General features: G+C 67.8%; 21 protein-coding genes and 1 pseudogene. 17 read left to right on the forward strand and 5 right to left on the reverse strand.

All coding sequences use genetic code 11. From position 1 onward, the window contains the following. The first annotated feature begins 908 nt into the window (after positions 1 to 908). Both AYX06_RS17435 and AYX06_RS17440 read left to right on the forward strand, forming a co-directional pair. A complete protein-coding gene (locus tag AYX06_RS17435; RefSeq protein WP_062737217.1) occupies positions 909 to 1,631 on the forward strand; it encodes a response regulator transcription factor in 723 nt (240 codons plus the stop codon). Further along, on the forward strand, positions 1,628 to 2,770 hold the full coding sequence (locus AYX06_RS17440; RefSeq protein ID WP_232319471.1) for a sensor histidine kinase: 1,143 nt from the start codon (positions 1,628 to 1,630) through the stop codon (positions 2,768 to 2,770). The genes AYX06_RS17435 and AYX06_RS17440 overlap by 4 nt, the downstream gene beginning before the upstream one ends. A 73-nt stretch (positions 2,771 to 2,843) precedes the next feature. Here AYX06_RS17440 and AYX06_RS17445 read toward each other — a convergent pair whose 3' ends face one another. Next, a complete protein-coding gene (locus tag AYX06_RS17445) occupies positions 2,844 to 4,076 on the reverse strand; it encodes a heparan-alpha-glucosaminide N-acetyltransferase domain-containing protein (RefSeq protein ID WP_330999251.1) in 1,233 nt (410 codons plus the stop codon). Between the two features lie 720 nt (positions 4,077 to 4,796). Here AYX06_RS17445 and AYX06_RS17450 point away from each other — a divergent pair. From AYX06_RS17450 to AYX06_RS20975, 9 genes and pseudogenes are all read left to right on the forward strand, one after another. Next, the gene (locus AYX06_RS17450; protein ID WP_062737218.1) at positions 4,797 to 5,009 is read left to right on the forward strand and encodes a heavy-metal-associated domain-containing protein; all 213 of its coding nucleotides are present in this window, start codon (positions 4,797 to 4,799) and stop codon (positions 5,007 to 5,009) included. A 131-nt stretch (positions 5,010 to 5,140) separates the two neighbouring features. Then, a complete protein-coding gene (locus AYX06_RS17455) occupies positions 5,141 to 5,974 on the forward strand; it encodes a heavy-metal-associated domain-containing protein (protein WP_307725510.1) in 834 nt (277 codons plus the stop codon). Positions 5,975 to 6,047: 73 nt separating this feature from the next. Next, positions 6,048 to 8,378, forward strand: a complete 2,331-nt coding sequence (locus tag AYX06_RS17460; protein ID WP_062737220.1) for a heavy metal translocating P-type ATPase — start codon at positions 6,048 to 6,050, stop codon at positions 8,376 to 8,378. 140 nt (positions 8,379 to 8,518) lie between these two features. Next, a complete protein-coding gene (locus tag AYX06_RS20970; protein WP_147017869.1) occupies positions 8,519 to 8,659 on the forward strand; it encodes a YHS domain-containing protein in 141 nt (46 codons plus the stop codon). 101 nt (positions 8,660 to 8,760) lie between these two features. After that, positions 8,761 to 9,090 carry a metal-sensitive transcriptional regulator gene (locus tag AYX06_RS17470; protein ID WP_062737222.1) on the forward strand — a complete coding sequence of 110 codons (330 nt, stop codon included), beginning with the start codon at positions 8,761 to 8,763 and terminating at the stop codon, positions 9,088 to 9,090. Positions 9,091 to 9,328: 238 nt separating this feature from the next. Next, positions 9,329 to 10,927 carry an IS21 family transposase gene (istA, locus tag AYX06_RS17475; RefSeq protein WP_198161393.1) on the forward strand — a complete coding sequence of 533 codons (1,599 nt, stop codon included), beginning with the start codon at positions 9,329 to 9,331 and terminating at the stop codon, positions 10,925 to 10,927. Continuing rightward, complete coding sequence (gene istB, locus AYX06_RS17480; protein WP_062733518.1) at positions 10,924 to 11,706, forward strand: IS21-like element helper ATPase IstB; 783 nt, start codon at positions 10,924 to 10,926, stop codon at positions 11,704 to 11,706. The genes istA and istB overlap by 4 nt, the downstream gene beginning before the upstream one ends. 97 nt (positions 11,707 to 11,803) lie before the next feature. After that, the gene (locus AYX06_RS17485; RefSeq protein WP_062737223.1) at positions 11,804 to 12,091 is read left to right on the forward strand and encodes a DUF2306 domain-containing protein; all 288 of its coding nucleotides are present in this window, start codon (positions 11,804 to 11,806) and stop codon (positions 12,089 to 12,091) included. Between the two features lie 106 nt (positions 12,092 to 12,197). Further along, a pseudogene (locus tag AYX06_RS20975) lies at positions 12,198 to 12,422 on the forward strand (tautomerase family protein); the annotation flags it as partial. Here the strand turns inward: AYX06_RS20975 and AYX06_RS17495 are convergent. Together AYX06_RS17495 and AYX06_RS17500 are read right to left on the reverse strand one after the other, a co-directional pair. Continuing rightward, positions 12,419 to 13,165: a PDC sensor domain-containing protein gene (locus AYX06_RS17495; RefSeq protein ID WP_084271802.1), complete on the reverse strand. Its 747-nt coding sequence runs from the start codon at positions 13,163 to 13,165 to the stop codon at positions 12,419 to 12,421. The pseudogene AYX06_RS20975 and the gene AYX06_RS17495 sit on opposite strands and share 4 nt — an antisense overlap. Continuing rightward, positions 13,162 to 13,950 carry a GntR family transcriptional regulator gene (locus tag AYX06_RS17500; RefSeq protein WP_062737226.1) on the reverse strand — a complete coding sequence of 263 codons (789 nt, stop codon included), beginning with the start codon at positions 13,948 to 13,950 and terminating at the stop codon, positions 13,162 to 13,164. The genes AYX06_RS17495 and AYX06_RS17500 overlap by 4 nt, the downstream gene beginning before the upstream one ends. 166 nt (positions 13,951 to 14,116) lie before the next feature. On the opposite strand from AYX06_RS17500, the gene AYX06_RS17505 reads away from it, so the two are divergent. From AYX06_RS17505 to AYX06_RS17530, 6 genes are all read left to right on the forward strand, one after another. Then, complete coding sequence (locus tag AYX06_RS17505) at positions 14,117 to 15,181, forward strand: ABC transporter ATP-binding protein (protein ID WP_062737227.1); 1,065 nt, start codon at positions 14,117 to 14,119, stop codon at positions 15,179 to 15,181. A gap of 52 nt (positions 15,182 to 15,233) precedes the next feature. Beyond that, entirely contained in the window at positions 15,234 to 16,436 is a 1,203-nt protein-coding gene (locus AYX06_RS17510) for an extracellular solute-binding protein (protein ID WP_062737228.1), read from the forward strand. Between the two features lie 270 nt (positions 16,437 to 16,706). After that, on the forward strand, positions 16,707 to 17,492 hold the full coding sequence (locus AYX06_RS17515; protein WP_222596091.1) for an ABC transporter permease: 786 nt from the start codon (positions 16,707 to 16,709) through the stop codon (positions 17,490 to 17,492). A gap of 13 nt (positions 17,493 to 17,505) precedes the next feature. Further along, a complete protein-coding gene (locus tag AYX06_RS17520; RefSeq protein ID WP_062737229.1) occupies positions 17,506 to 18,309 on the forward strand; it encodes an ABC transporter permease in 804 nt (267 codons plus the stop codon). Positions 18,310 to 18,374: 65 nt separating this feature from the next. Continuing rightward, entirely contained in the window at positions 18,375 to 19,805 is a 1,431-nt protein-coding gene (locus AYX06_RS17525; RefSeq protein WP_084271804.1) for an NAD-dependent succinate-semialdehyde dehydrogenase, read from the forward strand. 142 nt (positions 19,806 to 19,947) lie between these two features. After that, complete coding sequence (locus AYX06_RS17530; RefSeq protein WP_062737230.1) at positions 19,948 to 20,202, forward strand: hypothetical protein; 255 nt, start codon at positions 19,948 to 19,950, stop codon at positions 20,200 to 20,202. Positions 20,203 to 20,474: 272 nt separating this feature from the next. Here AYX06_RS17530 and AYX06_RS17535 read toward each other — a convergent pair whose 3' ends face one another. Further along, the gene (locus AYX06_RS17535; RefSeq protein WP_062737231.1) at positions 20,475 to 21,485 is read right to left on the reverse strand and encodes an IS481 family transposase; all 1,011 of its coding nucleotides are present in this window, start codon (positions 21,483 to 21,485) and stop codon (positions 20,475 to 20,477) included. A 294-nt stretch (positions 21,486 to 21,779) separates the two neighbouring features. Continuing rightward, the gene (locus tag AYX06_RS17540; RefSeq protein ID WP_058874577.1) at positions 21,780 to 22,367 is read right to left on the reverse strand and encodes a helix-turn-helix domain-containing protein; all 588 of its coding nucleotides are present in this window, start codon (positions 22,365 to 22,367) and stop codon (positions 21,780 to 21,782) included. Between the last annotated feature and the right edge of the window lie 109 nt (positions 22,368 to 22,476).

The following is a 22,476-nucleotide window of genomic DNA, read 5'->3' on the forward strand; positions in this document are numbered from 1 at the left end:
CGGCCAACACCCTCAGCTCCGGCGACCCGGACAAGTCGGCCCGTCGTCGAGGGCGAGAAGTACAGAGAACCGGAACGAGAGGCACCGGGAACTGTTGGCGTGGCGGCGTTGAGAGCCCACCACCGCCTCCGGTCGCCGTTTTCCCGGGCACAGTGCATGAATGCACCCATATCCTTCCGGCTCTCCCGCAGACTGGTCTCCAGGACAGGGCCACGGCACCGACCAGCACCGGTTCGCGGTCTGAGGCCGCTGGACCGGCCGTGGCGCTGCTTGATAGGCAGGCTCTCGCCCCTTCCCGGCTCCGGCCGATGGGACCACCGGCCAGATGGCCCCGTCCCGACCGATGTGTGGCGGAAGGAGCGACATGTGCACGTGGACGGTGGCAGCGACACGGAAAACCTCAGTCCGGGCGGAAGGTCCCTTGGCGCAGTCCCTGATGCAGGCCCTCACGGTCTACGACGGTGGCCTGGGAAGCTACGGGCCAGGAGGCGTTTCCCTCACTATGCACGTGGAGGCCAGCATCGGCGCCACGGCCTATGTTGCGGCACTGTCCGCTCTGGCGACCGACGCACTGCCGTGGGCGGCCGGAGCGGATCTGACGGATCCACAGGTGTCCGCCCCCGCGCACCGTTGGCAGGGCCTCAACGCACTCCTTCCCGGCCGGCCTACCCCCACCTCCCGGCGTCACCCTGCCCCTGCTGCCGGTCCCCCACCGTGCCCGCAAGAAGGATGCCTGGGTTCTTCCGGCCCACGGGGTGAGAAGCCCGAGGCCCCGCATCCATGACGTCACCCGCGCCACGGCCGGGCGAGACGTCTCGTGCCTCGGCACGACGGCCATGTTGCACCAGCCCCACCACCTCATGCCCCGAACCGCAGGCACGGTCCCACCCCCTGAGCAAGGAGCCCACATGCCCACGCCCCCGACCGGCCGGATCCTGGTGGTCGACGACGAGACCGACCTGGCGCAGCTCGTCGCGGGATATCTGCGCAAGGCCGGGTTGGAGGTCGCCGTGCGCCACGACGGCACCGAGGCCGTGGCGGCGGTGCGCGATTTCATCCCGGACGTGCTGGTGCTGGACCTGGGGTTGCCCGGGATCGACGGGATCGAGGTGTGCCGTCAGGTGCGGACCTTCTCGGACTGTCACGTGCTGATGCTCACTGCCCGCGACGACGAGGTCGACAAGATCGTGGGCCTGTCCGTGGGCGCAGACGACTACGTGACCAAGCCCTTCAGCCCGCGCGAGCTCGTGGCCCGGGTCCAAGCCATGCTGCGCCGGGCCCGCACGGGCAATGCCGAATCCGCTGCAGGCTCCCAGCACAGCCAGCAGGCCCTGGTGATTGGGGAGCTGGTGGTGAACGAGGACTCTCGCCAGGTGCACCTGGCCGGGGAACCGGTGGCGTTGACGCGGATCGAGTTCGACCTGCTCTTGTGCCTGGCTGCTCGCCCACAGCTGGTGCTTTCCCGCCGGCAACTGGTGGAGATGGTCTGGGACACGCACTGGACCGGGGACGAGCACCTGGTGGATGTGCACATCGGGCGGATCCGCAAAAAGCTCGGCGACGAAGCCACCAACCCGCGGTTTATCCACACCATCCGTGGGATCGGCTACCGGATGGGCACCGGACGATGAGCGCCACCGTCTCCGGGCGCACCCACCGCTGGTCCTGGAGCCCGCTGACGGTGCGGTTGATGCTGGCCCAGACCGCGGTGCTGGCCATCGGGCTGATCATCGTGGTGATCACCGCGGTGCTGGTCGGACCGAGGATGTTCTACCACGAGCTCGTCGAGTCCGGCCATGCCGATGAGGCCCTCGGGTTGGTGCACCTGGAGGACGCCTTCCGCTCGGTGAGTCTCACGGCCTTGGCCATCGGAGGGCTCCCGGCGCTCTACCTCGCCGGGATGCTCACCTTCTACCTTTACCGCACCATCGGGCGGTCCCTGGCCTCCTTCAGCGCCGCCGCCGGTGAGGTGGCCGCGGGCAACTACGACGTGCGTGTCACCTCCACCGGACTGGGTCGGGAGTTCGACTCCCTGGCCTCCTCCTTCAACGACATGGCCGCCAAGCTCGACGCCGTGGACACCACCCGGCGTCAGATGCTGGCCGATCTGGCCCATGAGATGCGCACCCCTCTGGCCAGTCTCAAAGGACACTTGGAGGGCATCGAGGACGGAGTGGTCCAGTGGGATGAACGGACCACCAGCATCCTGTACGCCCAGATCACCCGGCTGGAGCGACTGGCCCGCGACATCCGCCAGCTCACCGCCGCTGAGGAAGGCATGACTCACCTGCAACTGACCCCCCAGGACCCCAGCCGTTTGGCAGCCCAGGCTGCTGCGGCCGTCCAACAGGACGCCGCCGGTCAGGACATCTCGGTGACCTCCATCAGCACCGGCATGGAGGTCACACCGGTGCTGGTTGATCGGGAGCGGATGGGGCAGGTTCTGGGCAACCTGCTGGAGAACGCCCTGCGCCACACCCCGCCCGGCGGTGCTGTCACCGTGCACACCGACTACGCCCCGGAGGCGGTCACTGTCACCGTCACCGACAACGGGGAAGGCATCAGTCCCGAGCACCTCCCGCACGTGTTCGAGCGCTTCTACCGCGCCCACACCGGCCGGGAAGCTCATCGCGGAGGCTCTGGCTTGGGGCTGGCCATCAGCAAGTCGCTGGTTGAGGCCCAGGGTGGGACCCTGGAGGCCACCAGTGAGGGACCCGGGCGCGGGGCCAGCTTCCGGATCCGCTTGCCCCGCCACACGCTCACGGACTGACCGCAGCGGCATCGCCAGGCTGGTCTTCGACGGCGGCGGGCGTGGCCCGTCATGTCGTTGCTGCCTGCGCTTCCTATCTGTGGCCGTTCTTCCTCGGCCCGCCCAGCACCAGCCGGCGGGTGCCTTTCACACTGGTGCTGACCACCTTCTCCAGCGGCCCTTGTCCTAGGCCCCGGTGCCAGGCCACCGCGAAGAGCGTCGCGACCGCCAGGTGGACCATGAACCACAGGTAGGGCAGCTCGTAATGGATCTCGAAGGACAGCGCCACCAGATGGGCGGTGTAAAGAGTCAAGGTCATCACGCCCATCGCTGACAGCGGCAGCAGCCATTTCCCGATCTTCGGGCCGATGAGCAGGAAGACTCCCAGCACCGCCAGGCCCACCCCCAGACTGGCCGCGATCGCCAGCGGGGTGTTGGTGTGCGGGGTGGCGATCGCCAGCCACCACGCGGTGTCCGTGGGCAACGCATCCGGCCCCCAAACCAGCACATCATCCAGCTCGTGCTCGCCCATCGAAGAGGCATCCAACAACTGCTGGTAGCCGCCGAAGGCATAGAGCAAGACATACGAGGCGGCCCGGGCGAAGATCGCCAGCCCCACTCCCACCACCACCAGCCGAGCTTGAACCTCCGTCTTGCGCAGGTCCAACCGCCCCAGCCCCAGCCCCACCAACAGATAGGTCATGTACGGCAGGGCCGGGTAGGACCCGGTGAGCAGCAGCTGGGAGGCCGTAGCACCGGGCTGTGTCAGCAGATCCGTGAACGTGGGATTGTAGGAGACGAATTCGGGCAACACATCTTGGAGGCCCTGCATCAGCAGCGGGGCCACCACCCCGAAGATCGCCGCAGAGATGAACAGGAACTTCGGACCTGCGTGCAGGAACGGAATCGCCAGCAGGAAGAACACCCCGTAGTAGATCAAGATGTTGTAGGCCGGCGGGTCCTCCGACATCAGGGTGCCGATCCACAGTCCCACGATCGCGATCAGCACCGCGCGCACCACCAGGCCGATCCGGTCAGCGGTCATCGTCCTGCCCTCGTGCGGGTGCCGCCCCCCGGAGGTCAGCGCCAACCCCACCCCAGCCAGCAGGGCGAACAGGGCCGCCGAGTCCCCCGAGAACAGCCGCCACGACCAGCTCGCCTCCCCGGACTCCTCGTTCCAGGCCGGCAGCAGGTGAATGGCCATCAGCCCGATCAGCGCCAGCCCTCGAGCCGCATCGATCCCCACCAACCGGCGCGTGGGCCGCAGCACCGCGTCTCCGAGACCCGCCGGCGGATGCCCTCCTATTCTCGATCCACTACTCATCATTCCCCCTGTTGACAACAAGGTCCCGGTGCATCCGGGACCGTCCTGTTTTCAGGGTGGTCCTTGCACTTGGAGTGCCCGTCGCGGAATTCTCAAGAATCCATGAAGACTTCAGGATGCGTGGAGCACAGAGGTGCTCACTCGTGCGGTCACCACACGAAAGGAGAAAACGGAATCACAGCACAGAACCGGCGAGGACCCTTGGGGTCCGGCGGGCTCCCGCGCCCCGGACCGTGTCCGCCCTTCACCTGAATAATGACGGGTGCCCCAGCCCTGAGGGGCAACGCCGGGGCACCCGTATGCCCGTACACGGGCCGAGGAGAACGGGGGGTTCTCACGTGCTAACTATGCCTTCGTTGACCCGGAAAATCAGTCCTCAGAGCACCTAAAAGAGCAAGCTTCAGGATATCTTCATGTCGTCTTGAGAAAAGCTCAACAAGCGACTTCGATATCAATAAAGGGAGTCAGAGCTGAGCAAAGGAACGCCACCGTCTCGTGCTCCCGTGGCACTGGCAAGCACCCCAGGTCTGGCCCACGTGGTGTCCACCGGCAGGCCAGCGCGTGGATGGAGCACGACGGAACCCGCCGCAACCGTACCGCCTCGCCCCTGACCTGCCACCACTTTCCCTCCCACGGCAACACTTGACAGTGTGTACCCCCAGGGGGTACACCTGTACTTACACATATACCCCCCAGGGGTAAGGAGTCGGGAAGGACGAGACCATGACGACCACTCAGTTTCAGGTGACCGGGATGACCTGCGGGCACTGCGAGATGTCGGTGCGCGAGGAGGTCCAGGAGGTCGCGGGCGTGACCGGGGTGGAGGTCAGCCACCAGAGCGGCCGGCTGGCCGTCACCAGCGATCAGCCGGTGGACGAGGCGGCGGTCATCGCCGCGGTCGAGGAGGCCGGCTACCAGGCAGCGCGGTCGGCGTGAACGCCGCCGCACGGCTAGGGGCCTACGCAGCGGGGCTGGCGGTGGTGTTCACCGGGGCTTTCGCGACGGCCGGGGCCGTAGTGCCAGAGACAACAGTGTCGGCCTGGACACAGCAGGCGGAAGGAACCCAGATGGACCAGCACACCGACAGTGGCCAGGACCCGGTCGAGACCACCTCCGGCAACCACGCGGGGCACCTGGTGCAGGGGGTGAGCATGGAACAGAACGGCTACCTCCTCCAGGAGGTCGCCGCGCCAGGGACCATCGGGGAAGCCGGGGAGCTGTCGTTGACGATCACCGGTCCCGACGGGGCCCCGGTCACCGAGTTCGACACCTCCCATGAGAAAGACGCGCACCTGATCGTGGTGCGCACCGACGGCACCGGGTACCGCCACGTGCATCCTGTGCTGGACGAGGCCGGGCGCTGGTCGCTGCCGTGGCAGTGGGAGGCTGCCGGCACCTATCGGGTCTACGCGGACGTCGTGCCGGCCGGTGCGGGGAAGAATCTGACGCTGACCCGCACCGTGGATGTGGCCGGGGCCTTCACCCCGTCCACCCCGGAGGTGACCGTCACCGATGAGGTCGATGGGTTCCAGGTTTCGGTGGAAGGCGATCTGTCGGCCGGATCCGCCTCGGATTTGACCATCAGCGTCACCCGTGACGGACAGCCGGTCACCACCTTGGAGCCCTACCTGGGCGCCTACGGGCACCTGGTCGCGTTGCGCGCCGGGGATCTGGCCTACCTGCACGTCCACCCCGAAGGTGCTGAGCCGGTCGCCGGTGAGGTCTCCGGGCCCGACGTCGAGTTCGCCACCACGGCCCCGACCCCGGGCCGCTACTACCTCTACTTCGATTTCCAAGTCGACGGGCAGGTCCACACCGCCCAGTTCACCCTCGACACCACCGGGGCAGCTGACACCAGGACCTCCGCTGACGCTACATCTGAGGGCCACGGCGAGCACTGACCTGTTCCCCGCCCACCACTGAGAGCGTCGCGACCGGATCGGTGGCGCCCCTAGCGAGAGAAAGAAGCACCGCATGTCTGCATCCTCGGCCCAGCCGCAGTCACTGGGCACCGACGTCGAGCTCGAGATCGGTGGGATGACCTGCGCCTCGTGCGCCAACCGGATCGAACGCAAGCTCAACAAGCTCGAGGGCGTGAGCGCCAGCGTCAACTACGCCACGGAGAAGGCCCGCGTCAGTGCCCCGGCCGGGTACGACCCGCAGGACCTGATCGCCGAGGTGGAGAAGACCGGTTACACCGCAGCGCTACCAGCACCTCGGCGGGCCGACCCCGGTGTGGCAGCGGCCGAGGAGGCAACGGCGGAGGACGTCGAGCTGCGTACCCTGCGGCAGCGTCTGATCGGGGCGGCGGTTCTCGCGGTGCCGGTGATTGCGATGGCGATGATTCCCGCCCTGCAGTTCGACTACTGGGGCTTCGCCTCCCTCGTGCTCGCCGCGCCCGTGGTGGTGTGGGCCGGCTGGCCCTTCCACCGGGCCGCGTGGCTGAACCTGCGCCACGGCACGGCGACGATGGACACACTGATCTCGATGGGCACCACCGCGGCCCTGGTGTGGTCGATCGTGGCACTGTTCTTCGGCACGGCCGGCCAACCCGGGATGGTGCACCCCTTCGAACTGACCATCTCCCCCTCCCACGGGTTGGGGAACATCTACCTCGAGGTCGCCGCGGGCGTGATCACCTTCATCCTGCTCGGCCGCTACTTCGAGAAGCGCTCCAAGCGCCGGGCCGGGGCGGCCCTGCGCGCCCTGCTGGAGCTCGGCGCGAAAGAGGTGGCCGTCCTGCGGGAGGGTCGCGAGCAGCGCATCCCCATCGAGGACCTGGCCGTAGGGGATGAGTTCATCGTGCGCCCCGGAGAGAAGATCGCCACCGATGGGGTCATCGTCTCCGGCACGAGCGCCATCGACGCCTCCATGCTCACCGGGGAGTCGGTGCCGGTGGAAGTCACCCAGGGAGACGCAGTCACCGGTGCCACCGTCAACGCGGGAGGCCGGCTCGTCGTGGCCGCCACCCGGGTCGGCTCGGACACGCAGTTGGCGCAGATGGCCCAACTGGTCGAGGACGCCCAATCCGGCAAGGCCGAAATCCAGCGTCTAGCCGACCGGGTCTCGGCCGTCTTCGTGCCCATCGCCATCGCGATCGCCGTGGCCACGCTCGGTGCGTGGATCGGCGCCGGGTTCCCCCTCTCGGCAGGCTTCACCGCCGCGGTGGCGGTGCTGATCATCGCCTGCCCCTGCGCCCTTGGCCTGGCCACCCCCACCGCGCTGCTGGTCGGCACCGGCCGAGGCGCCCAGATGGGCGTGCTGATCAAAGGACCCGAGGTGCTGGAATCCACCCGGCGGATCAACACGATCGTGCTGGACAAGACCGGCACCGTCACCACCGGCAAGATGACCCTGACCGAGGCGATCCCCGCCCCCGGCGTGGCCCGGGCCGAGCTGCTGCGGCTGGCCGGCGCCGTGGAGAACGCCTCCGAGCACCCCATCGCCCAGGCCATCGCCACCGGTGCCACCACTGAGGTGGGAGTCCTGCCCACACCGGAGTCCTTCGAGAACATCGAAGGCCGCGGGGTCCAGGGCATCGTCGACGGCCACGCCGTACTGGTCGGCCGTGAGGCCCTGCTGGCCGAGTGGGCCCAGCACCTCGACGACGATCTGCGCCAGGCCAAGCAGGCCGCCGAAGCCCAGGGCAAGACCGCAGTGGCGGTCGGCTGGGACGGGCAAGCACGCGGCATCCTCGTGGTCGCCGATGAGGTCAAGCCCACCAGCGCCCAAGCCATCGCCCAGTTCAAAGAACTCGGCCTGACCCCGGTACTGCTCACCGGGGACAACCAAGCCGTGGCCGCCCAGGTCGCCGCAGAGGTCGGCATCGAGGAGGTCATCGCCGAGGTGCTCCCGAAGGACAAGGTCGACGTCATCGCGAAGCTCCAGGGGAAGGGCAAAACCGTGGCGATGGTCGGCGACGGCGTCAACGACGCTCCCGCCCTGGCCCAGGCCAATCTCGGCCTGGCCATGGGCACCGGCACCGATGTGGCCATCGAGGCCGCCGACATCACGCTGGTGCGCGGGGATCTGCGGGCCGCCGCGGACGCGATCCGACTCTCCCGACGCACGCTGAGAACGATCAAGACGAACCTGTTCTGGGCCTTCGCCTACAACACCGCAGCCATCCCCCTGGCCGCCTTCGGACTGCTCAACCCCATGCTCGCCGGAGCCGCCATGGCCTTCTCGTCCGTCTTCGTGGTCAGCAACAGCCTGCGTCTGCGCTCCTTCACCAGCCAGGCAATCGACCAGCAGCCGTCACCGGCGACCCCGCGGCCGAGAACGCGGCAGCCAATCGAGGCCTGAACCCTCCCACCGATCGAAAGGAAACACCCCTTATGTGCCACCACGACCCCGACCACCACGACGAGCACGGTCATCACCATGGGCTCGCAGACGGCCACCAAGCTGGGGTCTCCAGCGACGAGACTGCAGAGTGCCCGGTGATGCCCGGCAACCAGGTCATCAAGGCCGCCGCCGAGGCTACAGGGCTCGTCCGCGACTACCAGGGCCAGCGATACTGGCTCTGCTGCGCCGGTTGCGGCCCGGCCTTCGACGCCGACCCCGCCAAGTACGTGCCCGCCTGATTCCACCCAGTACCCCTTGGACCGGCGGCTGCGGGCCAGCTCCACAGCCGGCCCGGAGCCGCCGGCCCATACGACACCCGCGGAAAGACGAGGACACCACCATGGACACCACCCCTGCCTCCGAGGCCACTGACATCGAGTGCCACACCACTCACGGCTACATCAGCGACAAGGACCGCTACCTCGCCCGCCTCAAGCGCATCGAGGGCCAGGCCCGAGGCATCCACCGGATGGTCGACGAAGAGCAGTACTGCATCGACATCCTCACCCAGATCTCGGCCGTGACCTCCGCACTGCGCACCGTGGGCCTCGGGTTGCTCGACGACCACATGAAGCACTGCGTCCTGGACGCCGCTCAACTCGGCGAGGACGCCGCCGAGGCTAAGCTCAAAGAAGCCTCCGAGGCCATCGCCCGCCTTGTACGCTCCTGAACCCCCAGCCTTTCCCCGACTCCACCCCCTCCCGGAACACCTGCAGTAGAACCGGCTTGACTGCTAGCGGACATGCCAATCTCCCTGTAGGCGGACACGTATCTCCCTGCTGACGGACAGCTAATCTCCCTGTCCTGTGCCATGGGATCGGGCTCGTGTCGGTCCCTCCGCAGACGTCCCTCCGGGGGTTCGCTCGAGGTCTCTGACCACCTTGAGCCATCACCCGCCGGAGGGACGCATGAAGAAGTCTGACAGGGAGATCATGGAAATTCTCGAAGCCTATGACGCCACCGGTTCCGCGCACTCGGCCGCGGCTCTGGCCGGGGTGGATCCGAAGACGGTGCGCCGTTACGCCGCCGCCCGGGATGCGGGCCGGCCGGTGACCGGCCCGGGCCGCCGGCCCCGGATGATCGACGCTTACCTGCCGAAGATCGAGGAGTGGGTCGAGCGCAGCCAGGGCACGGTCCGCGCCGACGTCGTCCACGCCCGCCTGGTCGGTGTGGGGTTCCCGGGGACCGAGCGGACCACCCGCCGGGCGGTGGCGCAGGTGAAGGCTGCTTGGCGGGCCGGGCACCGGCGCACCTACCGGCCCTGGATCACCGAGCCGGGGCTGTGGTTGCAGTTCGACTGGGGCGAGGGCCCGAAGGTGCCCGGGGTGGACGGGACGCCGCGGCGCACCTGGTTGTTCTGCGCCTGGCTGGCGTGGTCGCGGTTCCGGGTGGTGATCCCGGTCTGGGACCAGACCCTCCCGACGCTGATCGGGTGCCTGGATGCGACTCTGGCCCGGATCGGCGGGGTGCCCACCTACGTGCTCACCGACAACCCCAGGACCGTCACCGTCGATCACGTGGCCGGGGCGCCGGTGCGCCACCCGCAGATCGTTCAAGCCGGCCGGCACTACGGCACCCAGGTGCACACCTGCGTGCCGTATGACCCGGAGTCCAAGGGCGGGTCGGAGTCCACGGTGCGCATCGCCAAGGCCGATCTGGTGCCCACTGACGCCAACCTGCGTGAGCACTACGCCTCCTTCGCCGCACTCGAGGCCGCCTGCACGGCGTTCTGCGCCAAGGTCAACGGGCGCACCCACCGGGAGACCGCCCGGGTTCCCGCCGAGGCGCTGGTCGAGGAGCAGCAACGCCTGCACGTGGCCCCGACCGCCCCGCACACCACCGCCCTGGGGGTGACCCGCACGGTGGGCACGGATCAGACCATCCGGTTCGGCTCGGTGCGCTACTCCACCCCGCCCGGGCTGGTCGGGGCCGAGGTGTGGGTGCGGGTCGCAGCCGAGGAGCTGGTGGTCGTCGCCGACCTCGACACCCTTCCGGTGGCCCCGGGGTGGGCGGCCGGGCGGGCTGGGCTCACCGAGGTCGCCCGCCACCGCCTCTCGACCCCGGGCAATCCACGGATCGACCTGGGCCACTACCCTGACCACCCGCAGGACCCCACCGGTGCGCCACGCCCGCCCCGGCCACGGCCCCGCAGCGCGGCGGAGAAGGACTTCCTGGCCCTGGGCGCCGGCGCGCAGGCCTGGCTGATCGAGGCCTCCGCCGCCGGAACGGTACGGATCCGGGCGAAGATGGCCGCCGCCGTTGAGCTCGCCGCCCTCATCGGGGACGGGCCCGTGGACGCAGCCCTCGGGGTAGCCGCGGCCGCCGGGCGCTTCGGCGAGGGTGATCTGACCGCGATCTGCGATCACCAGGCCACCGGGGCCACCGCCGCCGGACTCGTGGCCGCCGACGAGACCCACTCCGCCCAACCCGGCACCGCCTCCTGGGCCGACTTCGGCACCAGCACAACAACCAGCACAACCCCCACAACCAAGGAGACCGCTCAATGAACACGGCCACCGCCCCGGCAGCGCCGCCGTTGCCCGACGATCTCGCCGCAGTGCTCAAGCGGATGCGGATGCCCTACCTGCGCGCGGCCGCCCCCGAGGTGCTGGCCACCGCCCGCGCCCAGCGCTGGGACCCCACCGAGGTCCTCCGTGCGCTGCTGGCCGAAGAGGTGCGCGGGCGCGACGAGGCCACCCGCGCGGCCCGACGCAAGGCCGCGGGCCTGCCGGCCGGGAAGACCTTCGAGTCCTGGCGGTCAGGCGATTCTTCGATCCCGGCCCCGACACAGTCCGCCCTGGCCACCCTGGAATGGGTGGGCCGGGCGGAGAACCTCGCGATCTCGGGGCCTTCGGGCACGGGCAAGACCCACTTCCTCGAGGCCCTGGCCCATCAGGTCATCGACGCCGGGATGCGGGTCTCCTGGTTCACCCTCGAGTCGCTGACCGCCGCGATCGGCCGGGCCGGGGTGGACGGTTCGATCGGCAAGACCATCGCCCGGATCACCCGGGCCGAGCTCATCGTCGTGGACGACATCGGGATGCTGCCCTCGGGCCAGGCCGCCGCCGAGGCCTTCTACCGTCTCGTCGATGCGACCTATGAACGCCGCAGCCTCGCGGTGACCAGCAACATCCATCCGGCAGGGTTCGACACGATCATGCCCAAGACCCTGGCCACCGCAGCCGTGGACCGGCTTCTGCACCACGCCCACGTGATCATCACCGAGGGCACCTCGCTGCGGCTCACCGAGGCCACCGCCGGACGCGGGGTGGTCCCCTTGACCTGATACCGCCGGAGGGAGATTAACTGACCGCGGACAGGGAGATCAGCTGTCCGCAGACGGGGAGATCACCTGACCGCCCACAGGGAAGTCCCGCTGACCGTTGACAACCTTCGGCACCGTCACCGTCGGGCTATGGGCCGCGCGCACCGGGCGGATCGGCGCGCACCGGGCGTTCATGCGCGGGCCCTACTTCGGGGTCCTGGGCGTTTTCCTCCGCGTCGCGGCCGTTCCGGACCTGCGGATCCCGCAGCTGGCTGTCCACGACCTGCCCGCCTTGACCCTGTGGGTAGTCGCCGTGCTCGCCTCGGCCGCCCTGGCCGTCTACGGCGCGTCCCTGCTCCGGGGCCCCGGCACGGCACATCGTCCGGCCGCTGAGCCTCCGGCATGAGCATCCCGGGTGGTGCCTATGGTGGGAGCCCCGACCCAGGAGCCAGCCCATGCCGATGATCCACGTGCGCAACGCCACCGCCTCGAGCACGTAATACAAACGTCAGCTCGTCGCCGAGCTCACTGCCACCTACGCCCGGGTCATGCAAATGCGCCCGGACACCATCCGGGTGGTCATCGAGGAGTACCCGCGGGAGAACTGGGGTGTGTCCGGAGTGACACTGGCCGACTCCGGACAGAACGAGTCCCTCGACTCCCCCGCCAACGACCACGTGCCCGGCCACGGAAACCCCGGCCCCGTACGAGGTGGGCCGCTGGGTCACTGGCGCTAATTCTTCTGGCTTCGGATGTAGTCGGGATAGATCACGGCTAGTGGGAGTCCTGGGATTGGTTGCCATTGCACCGTCTCAGAGCCGAAGGCCGCACTGCGCAGAGACAAGGGGGCGTTTTGCTCCTGGCCGGGCCATCCGGGAGCCATCAATGTGCCGGCGGCGAAGTGCGAATCGGCTGCAGCGACGATTCTGCCGTGTCGGTTCACCAGGACAGCTTCTGGGTGAATGGCGCTGAGCGCTTCTTCGAGCAGGGACTCCAGTGACGCGACGAGTATGTCTGCTCCAGCAACGCCAACAGGCTGGCCGGAGCTCATGATCGGCGTGGTGATGGTCATGGTGTACTCGTCGGTGCAGAGGTAGTCCACATAGGGGCCTGCGATGTGCGGGCGCCGGGTCTGCAGGGGAACCGTGAACCATTCTCGACGAGCACAGATCTTGCCCACGTCTTCGATGACAGACAACAATCTCTCCGCCGTCGTGCCCTGCCACCATGCCATGTGCCATTGCGCGTCATTAAGAACGGAAGGTGCTGCGACGAAACCGGCACCTGCCAACGGCAGTGTGGCATCCTGCAACAGTTCGACGGCAAGTGGCTGCACCACAGCATCTACCTCACGCCTCGAGGGCGGAAGGCGGGGATCCGCGAAGACCGCGCCCACCGGATCGGCCCATGCCTGAATGCGCCCGGTGACCTGTTCGAAAAACTGAGCGATGGTGGCAGTCGATGCCGGTGCGACGGTCATGAATTCTTTCCCTTCTGCATGGACCTGACGCTGTCGGTGATATCGCTGGCGCGATTGGCACGATGTAGCCGGCTGTGCTCTGCCAGCAACCAAGCTACGGCTGAGTGGACGTAGTCGTTGACCAGTTGCCGTGCCTTGTCGCCGTCCTGCGTCCGAAGTGACTCGGTCATCCGGTTGCACAGCCCCAAGGCTCGATGGTCGAACTCGCTGTCGGCGTGAGCGAGGCTCAGCAGAGCTCCGAAATCGGTGTGCAGGCGGACGTACTCGCGAGTCAGGCGAGCGGACTGACTGAGAGCAGCCAGCTCGAGCATGAAGTCGCCCACCGTGCGGCGGTCGTGGGTCTCCAGGCCTTCGGCCAGCAAGTCGGTGAGGGCTGCGGTCTCTTCGGGGTCGGCTGCCTCAGCCGCAAGCTCGGCTGCTGTCGCGGCGATGGCGGCGTAGTGCAGGGCGAGGTCTCGCAGCTCGACCCGGCTCATCTGGGTCAGACGGCGCCGTGCCAGATCGCTCTGATCTCCCGCCTCGAGGGTGACGAAGGTGCCCCCGTCCCGCCCGCGCCGTGTGGTGACCAGACCGCGTTCCCGTAGCCTCACCAGCGCCTCCCGGGCAGTGACCATGGCCACCCCCAGTGACGAGGCCAGCTCGGCCTCGCTGGGAAGCCGGTCCCCGTCGGCGAGGACGCCCGCTGTAATGCCCTGCATAATCCGGTCTTCCACGCGCTGGGCTCGTCCGGCGTCCCCCAGTGGCGCAAAGACCGCCGACAGCAGGCGTTGCTGGGTGGTGTGCACCGGCGCCTCCGCTCTTCGTCTGCATGCGTCGAGATGTGAGGGTCGCAACCCTCTCGTTCCGCACAAATCTACGCGGCACCCTTCTCAATAGCTATGTCTTATGGTTCCATAGGTTTTCCTGACTGTGGTGCTCATCACGAGATACCCTCCCGAAAGGACGCCTGTTGTGCCTGTCCCTGCTGCTCTCCGTCCCTCGCCAGCTGTAACGGATGCATCCGGGGCAGACCCGGCTATCGCCCTCCATCGGGTCGACAAGACGTTCGGAGACTTCCACGCGGTCAAAGACCTCACCCTGGACATTCGCCGGGGGGAGTTCTTCTCCCTGCTGGGCCCTTCCGGTTCGGGCAAGACCACGGTCCTGCGCATGATCGCCGGGTTCGAATTGCCCACGGGAGGTGCGATCTCCCTAGGCGGACGAGATGTCACCTCCGCGGCGCCCTTCGACCGTGACGTGAATACCGTCTTCCAGGACTATGCGCTCTTCCCGCACCTGACCGTCGCCCAGAACGTCGAGTACGGACTACGGGTGCGTGGCATGTCCCGTGCGGAACGGGCCCGCCGGGTGCAGGACGCACTGGAGCTGATCCGGTTACCCCATGTCTCCGACCGCCGCCCGTCCCAGTTGTCCGGCGGGCAGCGCCAACGTGTCGCGTTGGCCCGGGCGCTGGTGCTTCGTCCGCAGGTTCTGCTGCTGGACGAGCCGCTGGGGGCCCTGGACAAGCAGCTGCGGGAACAGATGCAGGTCGAGCTCAAGCAGATCCAGCGGGAGGTCGGGATCACCTTCGTGTTCGTCACCCATGATCAGGAGGAGGCTCTGACCCTGTCCGACCGCGTGGCCGTGTTCAACGAGGGCACCGTGGAACAGGTCGGCACCCCTGAGGACCTCTACGCCCGGCCCGCCACCCGGTTCGTGGCCACGTTCCTGGGCACCACGAACCTGGTGGAGGGCGAGCTGGCGCGCGTCCTCACCGGCCGGCCGAGCGTGCTCAGCATCCGTCCCGAGCGCATCCACATCCATCCGCTGGGCAGCGCCGTGGACGAGGGCCGGTGCGCCGTCGAGGCGGTCATCGAGGAGCAGATCTACACCGGGCCCACCACCCGGTACGTCGCCCGCACCGATGACGGGACCCGCCTGATCGTCCAGGAGCAGAACGACTCCCACAGCACGGCCTCCGACCGCGGTGACCGCGTGCAACTGCAGTGGTCCCGCCGCTTCAACTACGAAATCTGACCTTTCGTCCCTGCCACGTCCTGCCACATCCGTCCGAGAGAAAGCGCGTCCCATGAAATTCACCAAGGTTCTGCCGCTGGCGGCCCTCACCACCCTGTCCCTCGCCCTCACCGGATGCGGCGAGAGCACCCCGGCATCCTCCTCCGCTTCCAGCGGCATCCAGGTCCCCGACCTGCCCGCGGCCACCGAGGTCGGCGAAGGGGAAGGGCAGGTCAACATCGTCGCCTGGGCCGGGTTCGTGGAGGACGGATCCACCAACCCGGACGCCGACTGGGTGAGCGCGTTCGAGAAGGAGACAGGTTGTCAGGTCAACCGCAAGGTGGGCGCCACGTCCGATGAGATGGTCCAGCTCATGCGCACCGGAGAGTATGACCTGGTCTCCGCCTCCGGCGACGCCTCCCTGCGCCTGATTGCCGGCGGCGATGTCGCCCCGATCAACACCGAGCTCGTCCCCAACTTCGGCAACGTCGTGGAAGGCCTGAAGGGACAGGTCTACGACACCCTCAACGGCAAGAGCTACGGCGTCCCGATCGGTCGTGGCGCCAACGTGCTGATGTACAACACCGAGGAGGTAGCCGAGGCCCCCGATTCCTGGGCCCCCACCTGGGAGGAGGACAGCGCCTACAAGGGGGCCGTCATGGCCTATGACTCTCCCATCTACATCGCCGACGCAGCCCTGTACCTGATGGCCACCCAGCCCGAGCTGGGGATCACCAATCCCTACGCCTTGGACCAGGAGCAGCTGGCCGCCGCCGTCGAGCTGCTCAAGCAGCAGAACGGTATCGTCGGTGAGTACTGGAACGACGCGCTCAAGGCCGTTTCCTCCATCTCCTCGGGCACGGCACAGATGGGCACCGGCTGGCAGGTGATCGTGAACCTGGCCCAGGCCGACGGCGGCAAGGTCGAGTCCGTGCTGCCCAAGGAAGGCGCCACCGGTTGGTCCGACACCTGGATGATCTCGGCGAAGTCCAAGAACCCCAACTGTGCCTACCAGTGGATGGACTGGGCCTCCTCACCGGAGGTCAACGCGAAGATCGCCCAGAACTTCGGCATGGCCCCGGCCAACTCGCTGGCCTGCGAGGGCTCGACGAAGAACGAAGAGCACTGCGAGAGCTTCCACGCCACCGACGAGGAGTACTACAAGAACGTGTGGATGTGGACCACTCCCGTGGAGCAGTGCATCGACGGCCGCACCGACGTCACCTGCACCAACTACCAGGAGTGGACCAAGGCGTGGACCGAGGTCAAGGGCTGACATGCAACGGCGGCGGGCCGGGGGGCGAGAAGCCTGGCCGCCCCCGGCCCGCCGCACCCAGGGACCTAGACAACCATCCTGAGGAGGACTGGCGGCTCCCCGCCGCCGCAGACGACCATGGCGACGACCCACACCACACCTGTTGCGGCACCTGACCCCGCACCCACCGACGGCGCTGCGCCTCCCCGCCCGCACGGCTCCGGGGACCGGTTTTCCCGCCTGCTCCACGCACATCCGCGCCTGCGCCTGGGCGCCCTGCTGAGTTTGCCCATGGCGTGGCTGGGTGTCCTCTACATCGGCTCACTGGTCCTGCTGTTTATCACCGCGTTCTGGTCCACGGATCCTTTCACGTCGAAGGTCATCCCGGGATTCACCTTGGAGAACTTCCGGGAGATCCTTACTGTCCCCGCCTATCAGCAGACCGCTCTGCGCACCGTGGGGATCGCCCTGGCCGTGACCGCGTTGTGCGCGCTACTGGCCCTGCCCCTGGGGTTGTACATGGCGAAGATCGCCTCACCGCGCATGCGGGCGGTTCTGGCCATCGGCATCACCCTGCCGCTGTGGGCCGGATACCTCGTCAAGGTCTTCTCCTGGCGCATCACCTTCATGACCGGCGGGCCACTGGACTGGCTGCTCACCCCCCTGGGCTTGAACGGCCCCGGATACGGCACCGCGGCTCTGGTGGTGACGTTGTCCTATCTGTGGTTCCCCTACATGGCGGTCCCGGTGTACGCCGCCTTCCGCCAGATCCCGGACAACCTCTTCGACGCCTCCGCCGACCTGGGCGCCAAGGGCTGGACCACCGTACGGACCGTGGCGCTGCCCTTGCTGAAGCCGGCTTTCATCGCGGGGTCCATCTTCACGTTCTCTCTCAGCCTCGGCGACTACATCGCCGCGCAGTTCGTCGGCGGCACCACCCAGGTGATCGGCACGGTCATCGCCTCCAACATCAACCTCAACCCGCCGTTGGCCGCGGCGTTCGCCACGGTACCGGTGGTGGTCGTCGTGGCCTATCTCTTCCTGGCCCGCAAATCCGGCGCCCTGCAGCAACTCTAGGAAGGCCCCACCGATGACTCTTTCCCGTCCCGCCAAGGTCCTCCTGCGGGTCTTCGCCGGCCTCGTGATGGCCGCCATCTACCTCCCGCTGCTGCTAGTGATCCTCAATTCCTTCAATGCCACGACTTCCGGGGCGTTCCCCATCTCGGACTTCACCACACGTTGGTGGGTGGCCGCCTGGCACAACGAAGGAGTACGGGCCGCCTTGTGGACCTCGATACAGGTGGCCACCATTGCGACCGTCATCGCCCTGGTGCTGGGCACCATGATCGCCTTCGCGCTCTCCCGTTACGCCTTCTTCGGCAAGAACGTCGTCAATCTGCTGGTGGTCCTGCCCATCGCCCTGCCCGGAATCGTCACCGGAGTGGCGCTGAACAACACCTTCAAGACCGTGCTCGAGCCGCTGGGTATCGGTCTGGGCCTGTTCTCCGTGATCGTCGGTCACGCCACCTTCTGCGTGGTCATGGTGTTCAACAACGTCCAGGCCCGACTCGGAAGAATGAACCGTGGCCTGGAGGAAGCAGCCATGGACATGGGAGCGAACCTGCCCAGAACCTTCATCGACGTCACCTTCCCCGGGTTCCGCTCCGCATTCATCGGCGGAGGCCTGCTGGCCTTCGCCCTGAGCTTCGACGAGATCGTAGTCACCACATTCACTGCACCTCCAGGAACGGAAACCCTGCCGATCTGGATCTTCAACAACATGTCCCGCCCCAACCAAGCCCCGGTGGTCAACGTCATCGCAGCCGTACTCATCATCGTCTCGATGATCCCGGTCTACCTCTCCCAACGACTCACTGGAGATGACAAACGCTAAGGACCCGCCCCGTCCGTCTACTATCCATCGGCACACCACCTGACCACAGAGCAGGAGACATTACAGTGACCTTCACGCCCTCTCGATCGACCGGCCACAACGGCAAGCAGCATGCCGACCGGCTCGCCTACCGCAGCGTCAACCCCGCCACCGGTCAGCTCGTGGCCGAGTACGCCACCGCCACCGACGCCGAGGTCGAAGCGGCCGTTGCGGCCGCCGATACCGCCTTCCACCAGTGGCGGGCGGTTCCGGTCGAGGAGCGGGCAGCCGTGGCCGCCCGGGTCGGTGATCTGTTCGCCGCCCGGGTCGAAGAACTGGCGGCCATCGCCACCGAAGAGATGGGCAAGCCGATCTCCGAAGCCCGCGGGGAGGTGGAGTTCTGCGCGGAGATCTTCGCCTACTTCGCAGCCCAGGGCCCGACCCTCGCCGCCGATCAGCCCATCACCGCCTCGGCCGGCGGGCAAGCGGTGATCCAGAAGCGCCCCGTCGGGGTGCTGCTGGGGATCATGCCGTGGAATTACCCCTTCTACCAGGTCGCCCGTTTCGTCGCCCCCAATCTCGTCCTGGGCAACACGATGGTGCTCAAACACGCCGAGTCATGCCCGCGCTCTGCCCTGGCCCTCCAACAGCTACTCGACGACGCCGGGGTCCCGGCCGGGGCCTACACCACCCTTTTCGCCTCCCATGACCAGATCGCCCAGGTCATCGCCGATCCACGAGTGCAGGGGGTGTCGCTCACCGGCTCCGAACGCGCCGGAGCTGCCGTGGCCGAGATCGCCGGGCGGAATCTGAAGAAGGTCGTGCTCGAGCTCGGCGGGTCCGATCCCTACATCGTCCTGGACACCGATGACGTGACCGCCTCGGCCCAGGCGGCGTTCACCACCCGGATGGGCAACACCGGCCAGGCCTGCAACTCCAACAAGCGGATGATCGTCTCCTCCGAAATCTACGACGAGTTCGTCACCGAACTCACCCGCCAGGCCAACACCCTCATCCCTGGCGACCCTGCCGCCGATACGCCGGGCACCTACGCACCGCTGTCCTCACGGGCCGCCGCCGAGGGTCTGGTTGCCCAGATCCGGGCGGCCGTGGAGGCCGGGGCCACCCTGCACGCCGGCGGGAAGCTCCTCGAGGGGCCCGGGGCCTACCTCGCCCCGGCCGTGCTCACCGGTATCACCCCGGACATGGCCGCCTACCACCAGGAGCTCTTCGGTCCGGTGGCCGTGGTCTACAAGGTCGAGAACGACGAGGATGCCCTCGCCCTGGCCAACGACACCCCTTACGGACTCGGCGGGGCGGTCTTCAGCACCGACCCGGCCCGCGCCCGGCGGGTCGCCGAAGGCCTGGAAGCCGGCATGGCCGTCGTCAACGCCGCCGAGGCCGAGGGCGCCGAAATGCCCTTCGGCGGCGTCAAGCGCTCCGGCTACGGCCGGGAACTCGGGCCCCTGGGCATGGACGAGTTCGTCAACAAACGCCTGCTCTACATCAACGACTGAGCACGAGTCAGGGCCTGCGCCCGGCCGTCCATAAAAGTTGAGGGCAAGCCCTCTCATCCGCGGGGTCGGTTCAACCCCCTTGGCTGGGGCGCGGATGCTCGAAGAACAACCCCTAACTACCTCACCACTCCGGAGGTTCCTCATGCTTGAAGGCCTCGAGCAAAGCACGCAGGTGCACGACCTGTCGCATCTGCGCCCGGGTGACTTTGTACAGGCCCGTTTGCCGGGCACCCTGCTGGTCTATGAAGGCCATGTCGAGACCGTCGTACCGCCACAAGGCGTGCTGTGGATACGCCACGGCGCGTTCCAGGAGCGAAGGCTCATCGCCCTCGACGAGTACGACATGTTCACAGCACCTGCCTCCAGTCCTGTCTTGGAGCAACCGACAGAGTATTGACCTGCCGCGGACCGGGAGCTGTTCCTTAGACCCCAGGGCCACCTGTTCAGCAAAGAGCGCCCCGAGGGAGACCGGACATCGATGGAATCGTTTCCTCCTCGGCAGCCGATCAGGCGGTCTGACCGGGTACCCTGCCGTCGTTCGGACAAACGCGCGTAGACAGGGTGGGACGAGTGCTCTCACCAGTTTCTATTCGTCCTGCTTAGTGACCGATAGCCGGCCATATGTAAAGCACCGGGCGCCCATTTGCTGTACCGCCCCGACGGGAAGGCCTAAGTGTAAGAGGGCATGACGTTATTGGCGCGGGCCGGGGTGCGTGAGGCCGGGGGCTGATCGCCGCAGGCGGTGTGGGGCCGATGGTAGTTGAAGTGGTTCACCCAGACCCCGATCGCGTCCCGGCGGTCCTGCTCACTGGAATAGGGGCGGGCGTAGAGGACCTCGTCGGCCAGCAGTCGGTTGTACCGCTCGACCTTGCCGTTGTGCCGGGGCGTATAGGGCTTGATGCGCTGGTGCCGGCCGGCGAGGGCCTCCACGCACCGGGTGAAGTCGCGGGCCTTGTAGTTGGCGCCGTTGTCCGTGACGACTCGGTGGATCCTCTGGATCCCGTGGGCGGAGAAGAAGGCTCTTGCCCGGCAGAAGAACCCGATCGTCGTCACCGCCTTCTCGTCGGCCAGGGCCTCGGTGTAGGCCAGCCTCGAGAAGCCGTCCACGGCCGAGTGCAGGTAGGTGTAGCCGACCTTCGCCCCGGGCCCGCGCTTGGACTGCTTGGCCTCGGCGCTGCCGCGGCCGTGGGCGCGCCAGCCGCCGCCGTCGGGGATCCGCCCGACCTTCTTCACGTCCAGGTGGACCATGTGCCCGGGCCAGGCGGCACGGATCCGCTGGGGCGGGCGTCTCAGGTCGTCCCCGGCTGGAGTGAGGTCGCGCAGGCGGGAGATGCCCAGGCGGGCCAGCCAGCGACCGACCGTGCGCAGGTGCATTTCGTGCCCGAGATCCAGCAGGTGGCGGTGGATCCGCCTGGCCGACCATTTCCGGTCTCGCCGGAGGGACTCGATCAGCTCCACGACGGCCGCCGGGGTGCGCTGAGGGCTGTGCCTTGGGACCGAGGGACGATCGGCCAGCCCCGCCTCACCGGCGGCGAGATAGCGGGCCACCCAGGTCGCCACCGTGGGGCGGCTGACCCGGAACTCGGCGGCCACATGGGCCTTCGGGATCCCGTCCTCGAGGTGACGGCGGACCATGCGCAGCCGGCCGGTCGGGGTCAAAGGTGCATTAATGTGGGGCATGAACGGGCTCTCTTGCTGCGGACGGACGGTGTAGGAACTTCCATCCTGTGGCGAGGAGCCCGTTCCTCATCTCACCGGCACACCCGCGGCAAGAACCTCATGCCCCACAACACCTAAGGCTGCCCCAACGATTGAACCGTCCGCGGAAAGCATCGGAGGGGCTGTAGCCGTAGCTCCTGCCCGGTGGGGTCGACCTGGATGACCGGCCCAGGATATTTCGGCTCTCTCGGAACCCACCAGCCAATGGCGCCCGGCGGGGGCAGCCTGTGGCACCGGGTCCGTGGTGGGGTGCGCCTAGGCTCCGGTGACGACGCGGGTGAATTCGGTCCAGGTGTCGCTGTCGTTGCGGTAGGTGTAGCGCTGGTCGCTGCGGATGCGGCCGGCCTCTCCGGCGCGCAGGACCAGGGCGGACCCGCTGGTGATGATGATGAGTTCCCCGGCGTGGACCTGGTGCAGTTCTTCGGTCCCGGCCGTGTCCGGCTGGGCGTGGTAGGTGTCCCCCGGGGCCAGTCGCCAGGACCATAGTTCGGTGCGGGGAACGCTCTCGGTGGCGAGGAGCAGCACGGCCTCGCTGCCACGGTCCGAGCTCCACACGCGCACCGCTGCCCCGAGTCGCCCCCCGCTGGCTTCTTCCGCGGGGGTGGTGGGGGGCATGGCGAGGGAAACGAAGTCGGTGCCCAGGGCGTGGGCGATGTGGTCGACGGTCACCAGGCTGGGATTCGCCTGGCCCAGCTCGATCTGGGTCAGCATCCGCCGGCTCACCCTGGCGCGGTCGGAGAGCTCCTGGACGCTCCACCCCCGGTGCTGGCGCTGCTGGCGGATCTGTCGGCCGACCGTGGCGACGAACTCCGCGGTGGCTTCACCTTTCTCACGGGTGGCCATCCGTTCCTCCTCCGGTGAGCAACATGGTGGGCACCGGCAATGCGGCGTTCTCACCTGGTGCGCCCTGATGGTACTGCGCGCTTTCATCGGCACGCTGCGCTCTGGGGCG

Origin of the sequence: Kocuria turfanensis (genome assembly GCF_001580365.1) — a bacterium.
In the GTDB taxonomy this organism is placed as follows: domain Bacteria; phylum Actinomycetota; class Actinomycetes; order Actinomycetales; family Micrococcaceae; genus Kocuria; species Kocuria turfanensis.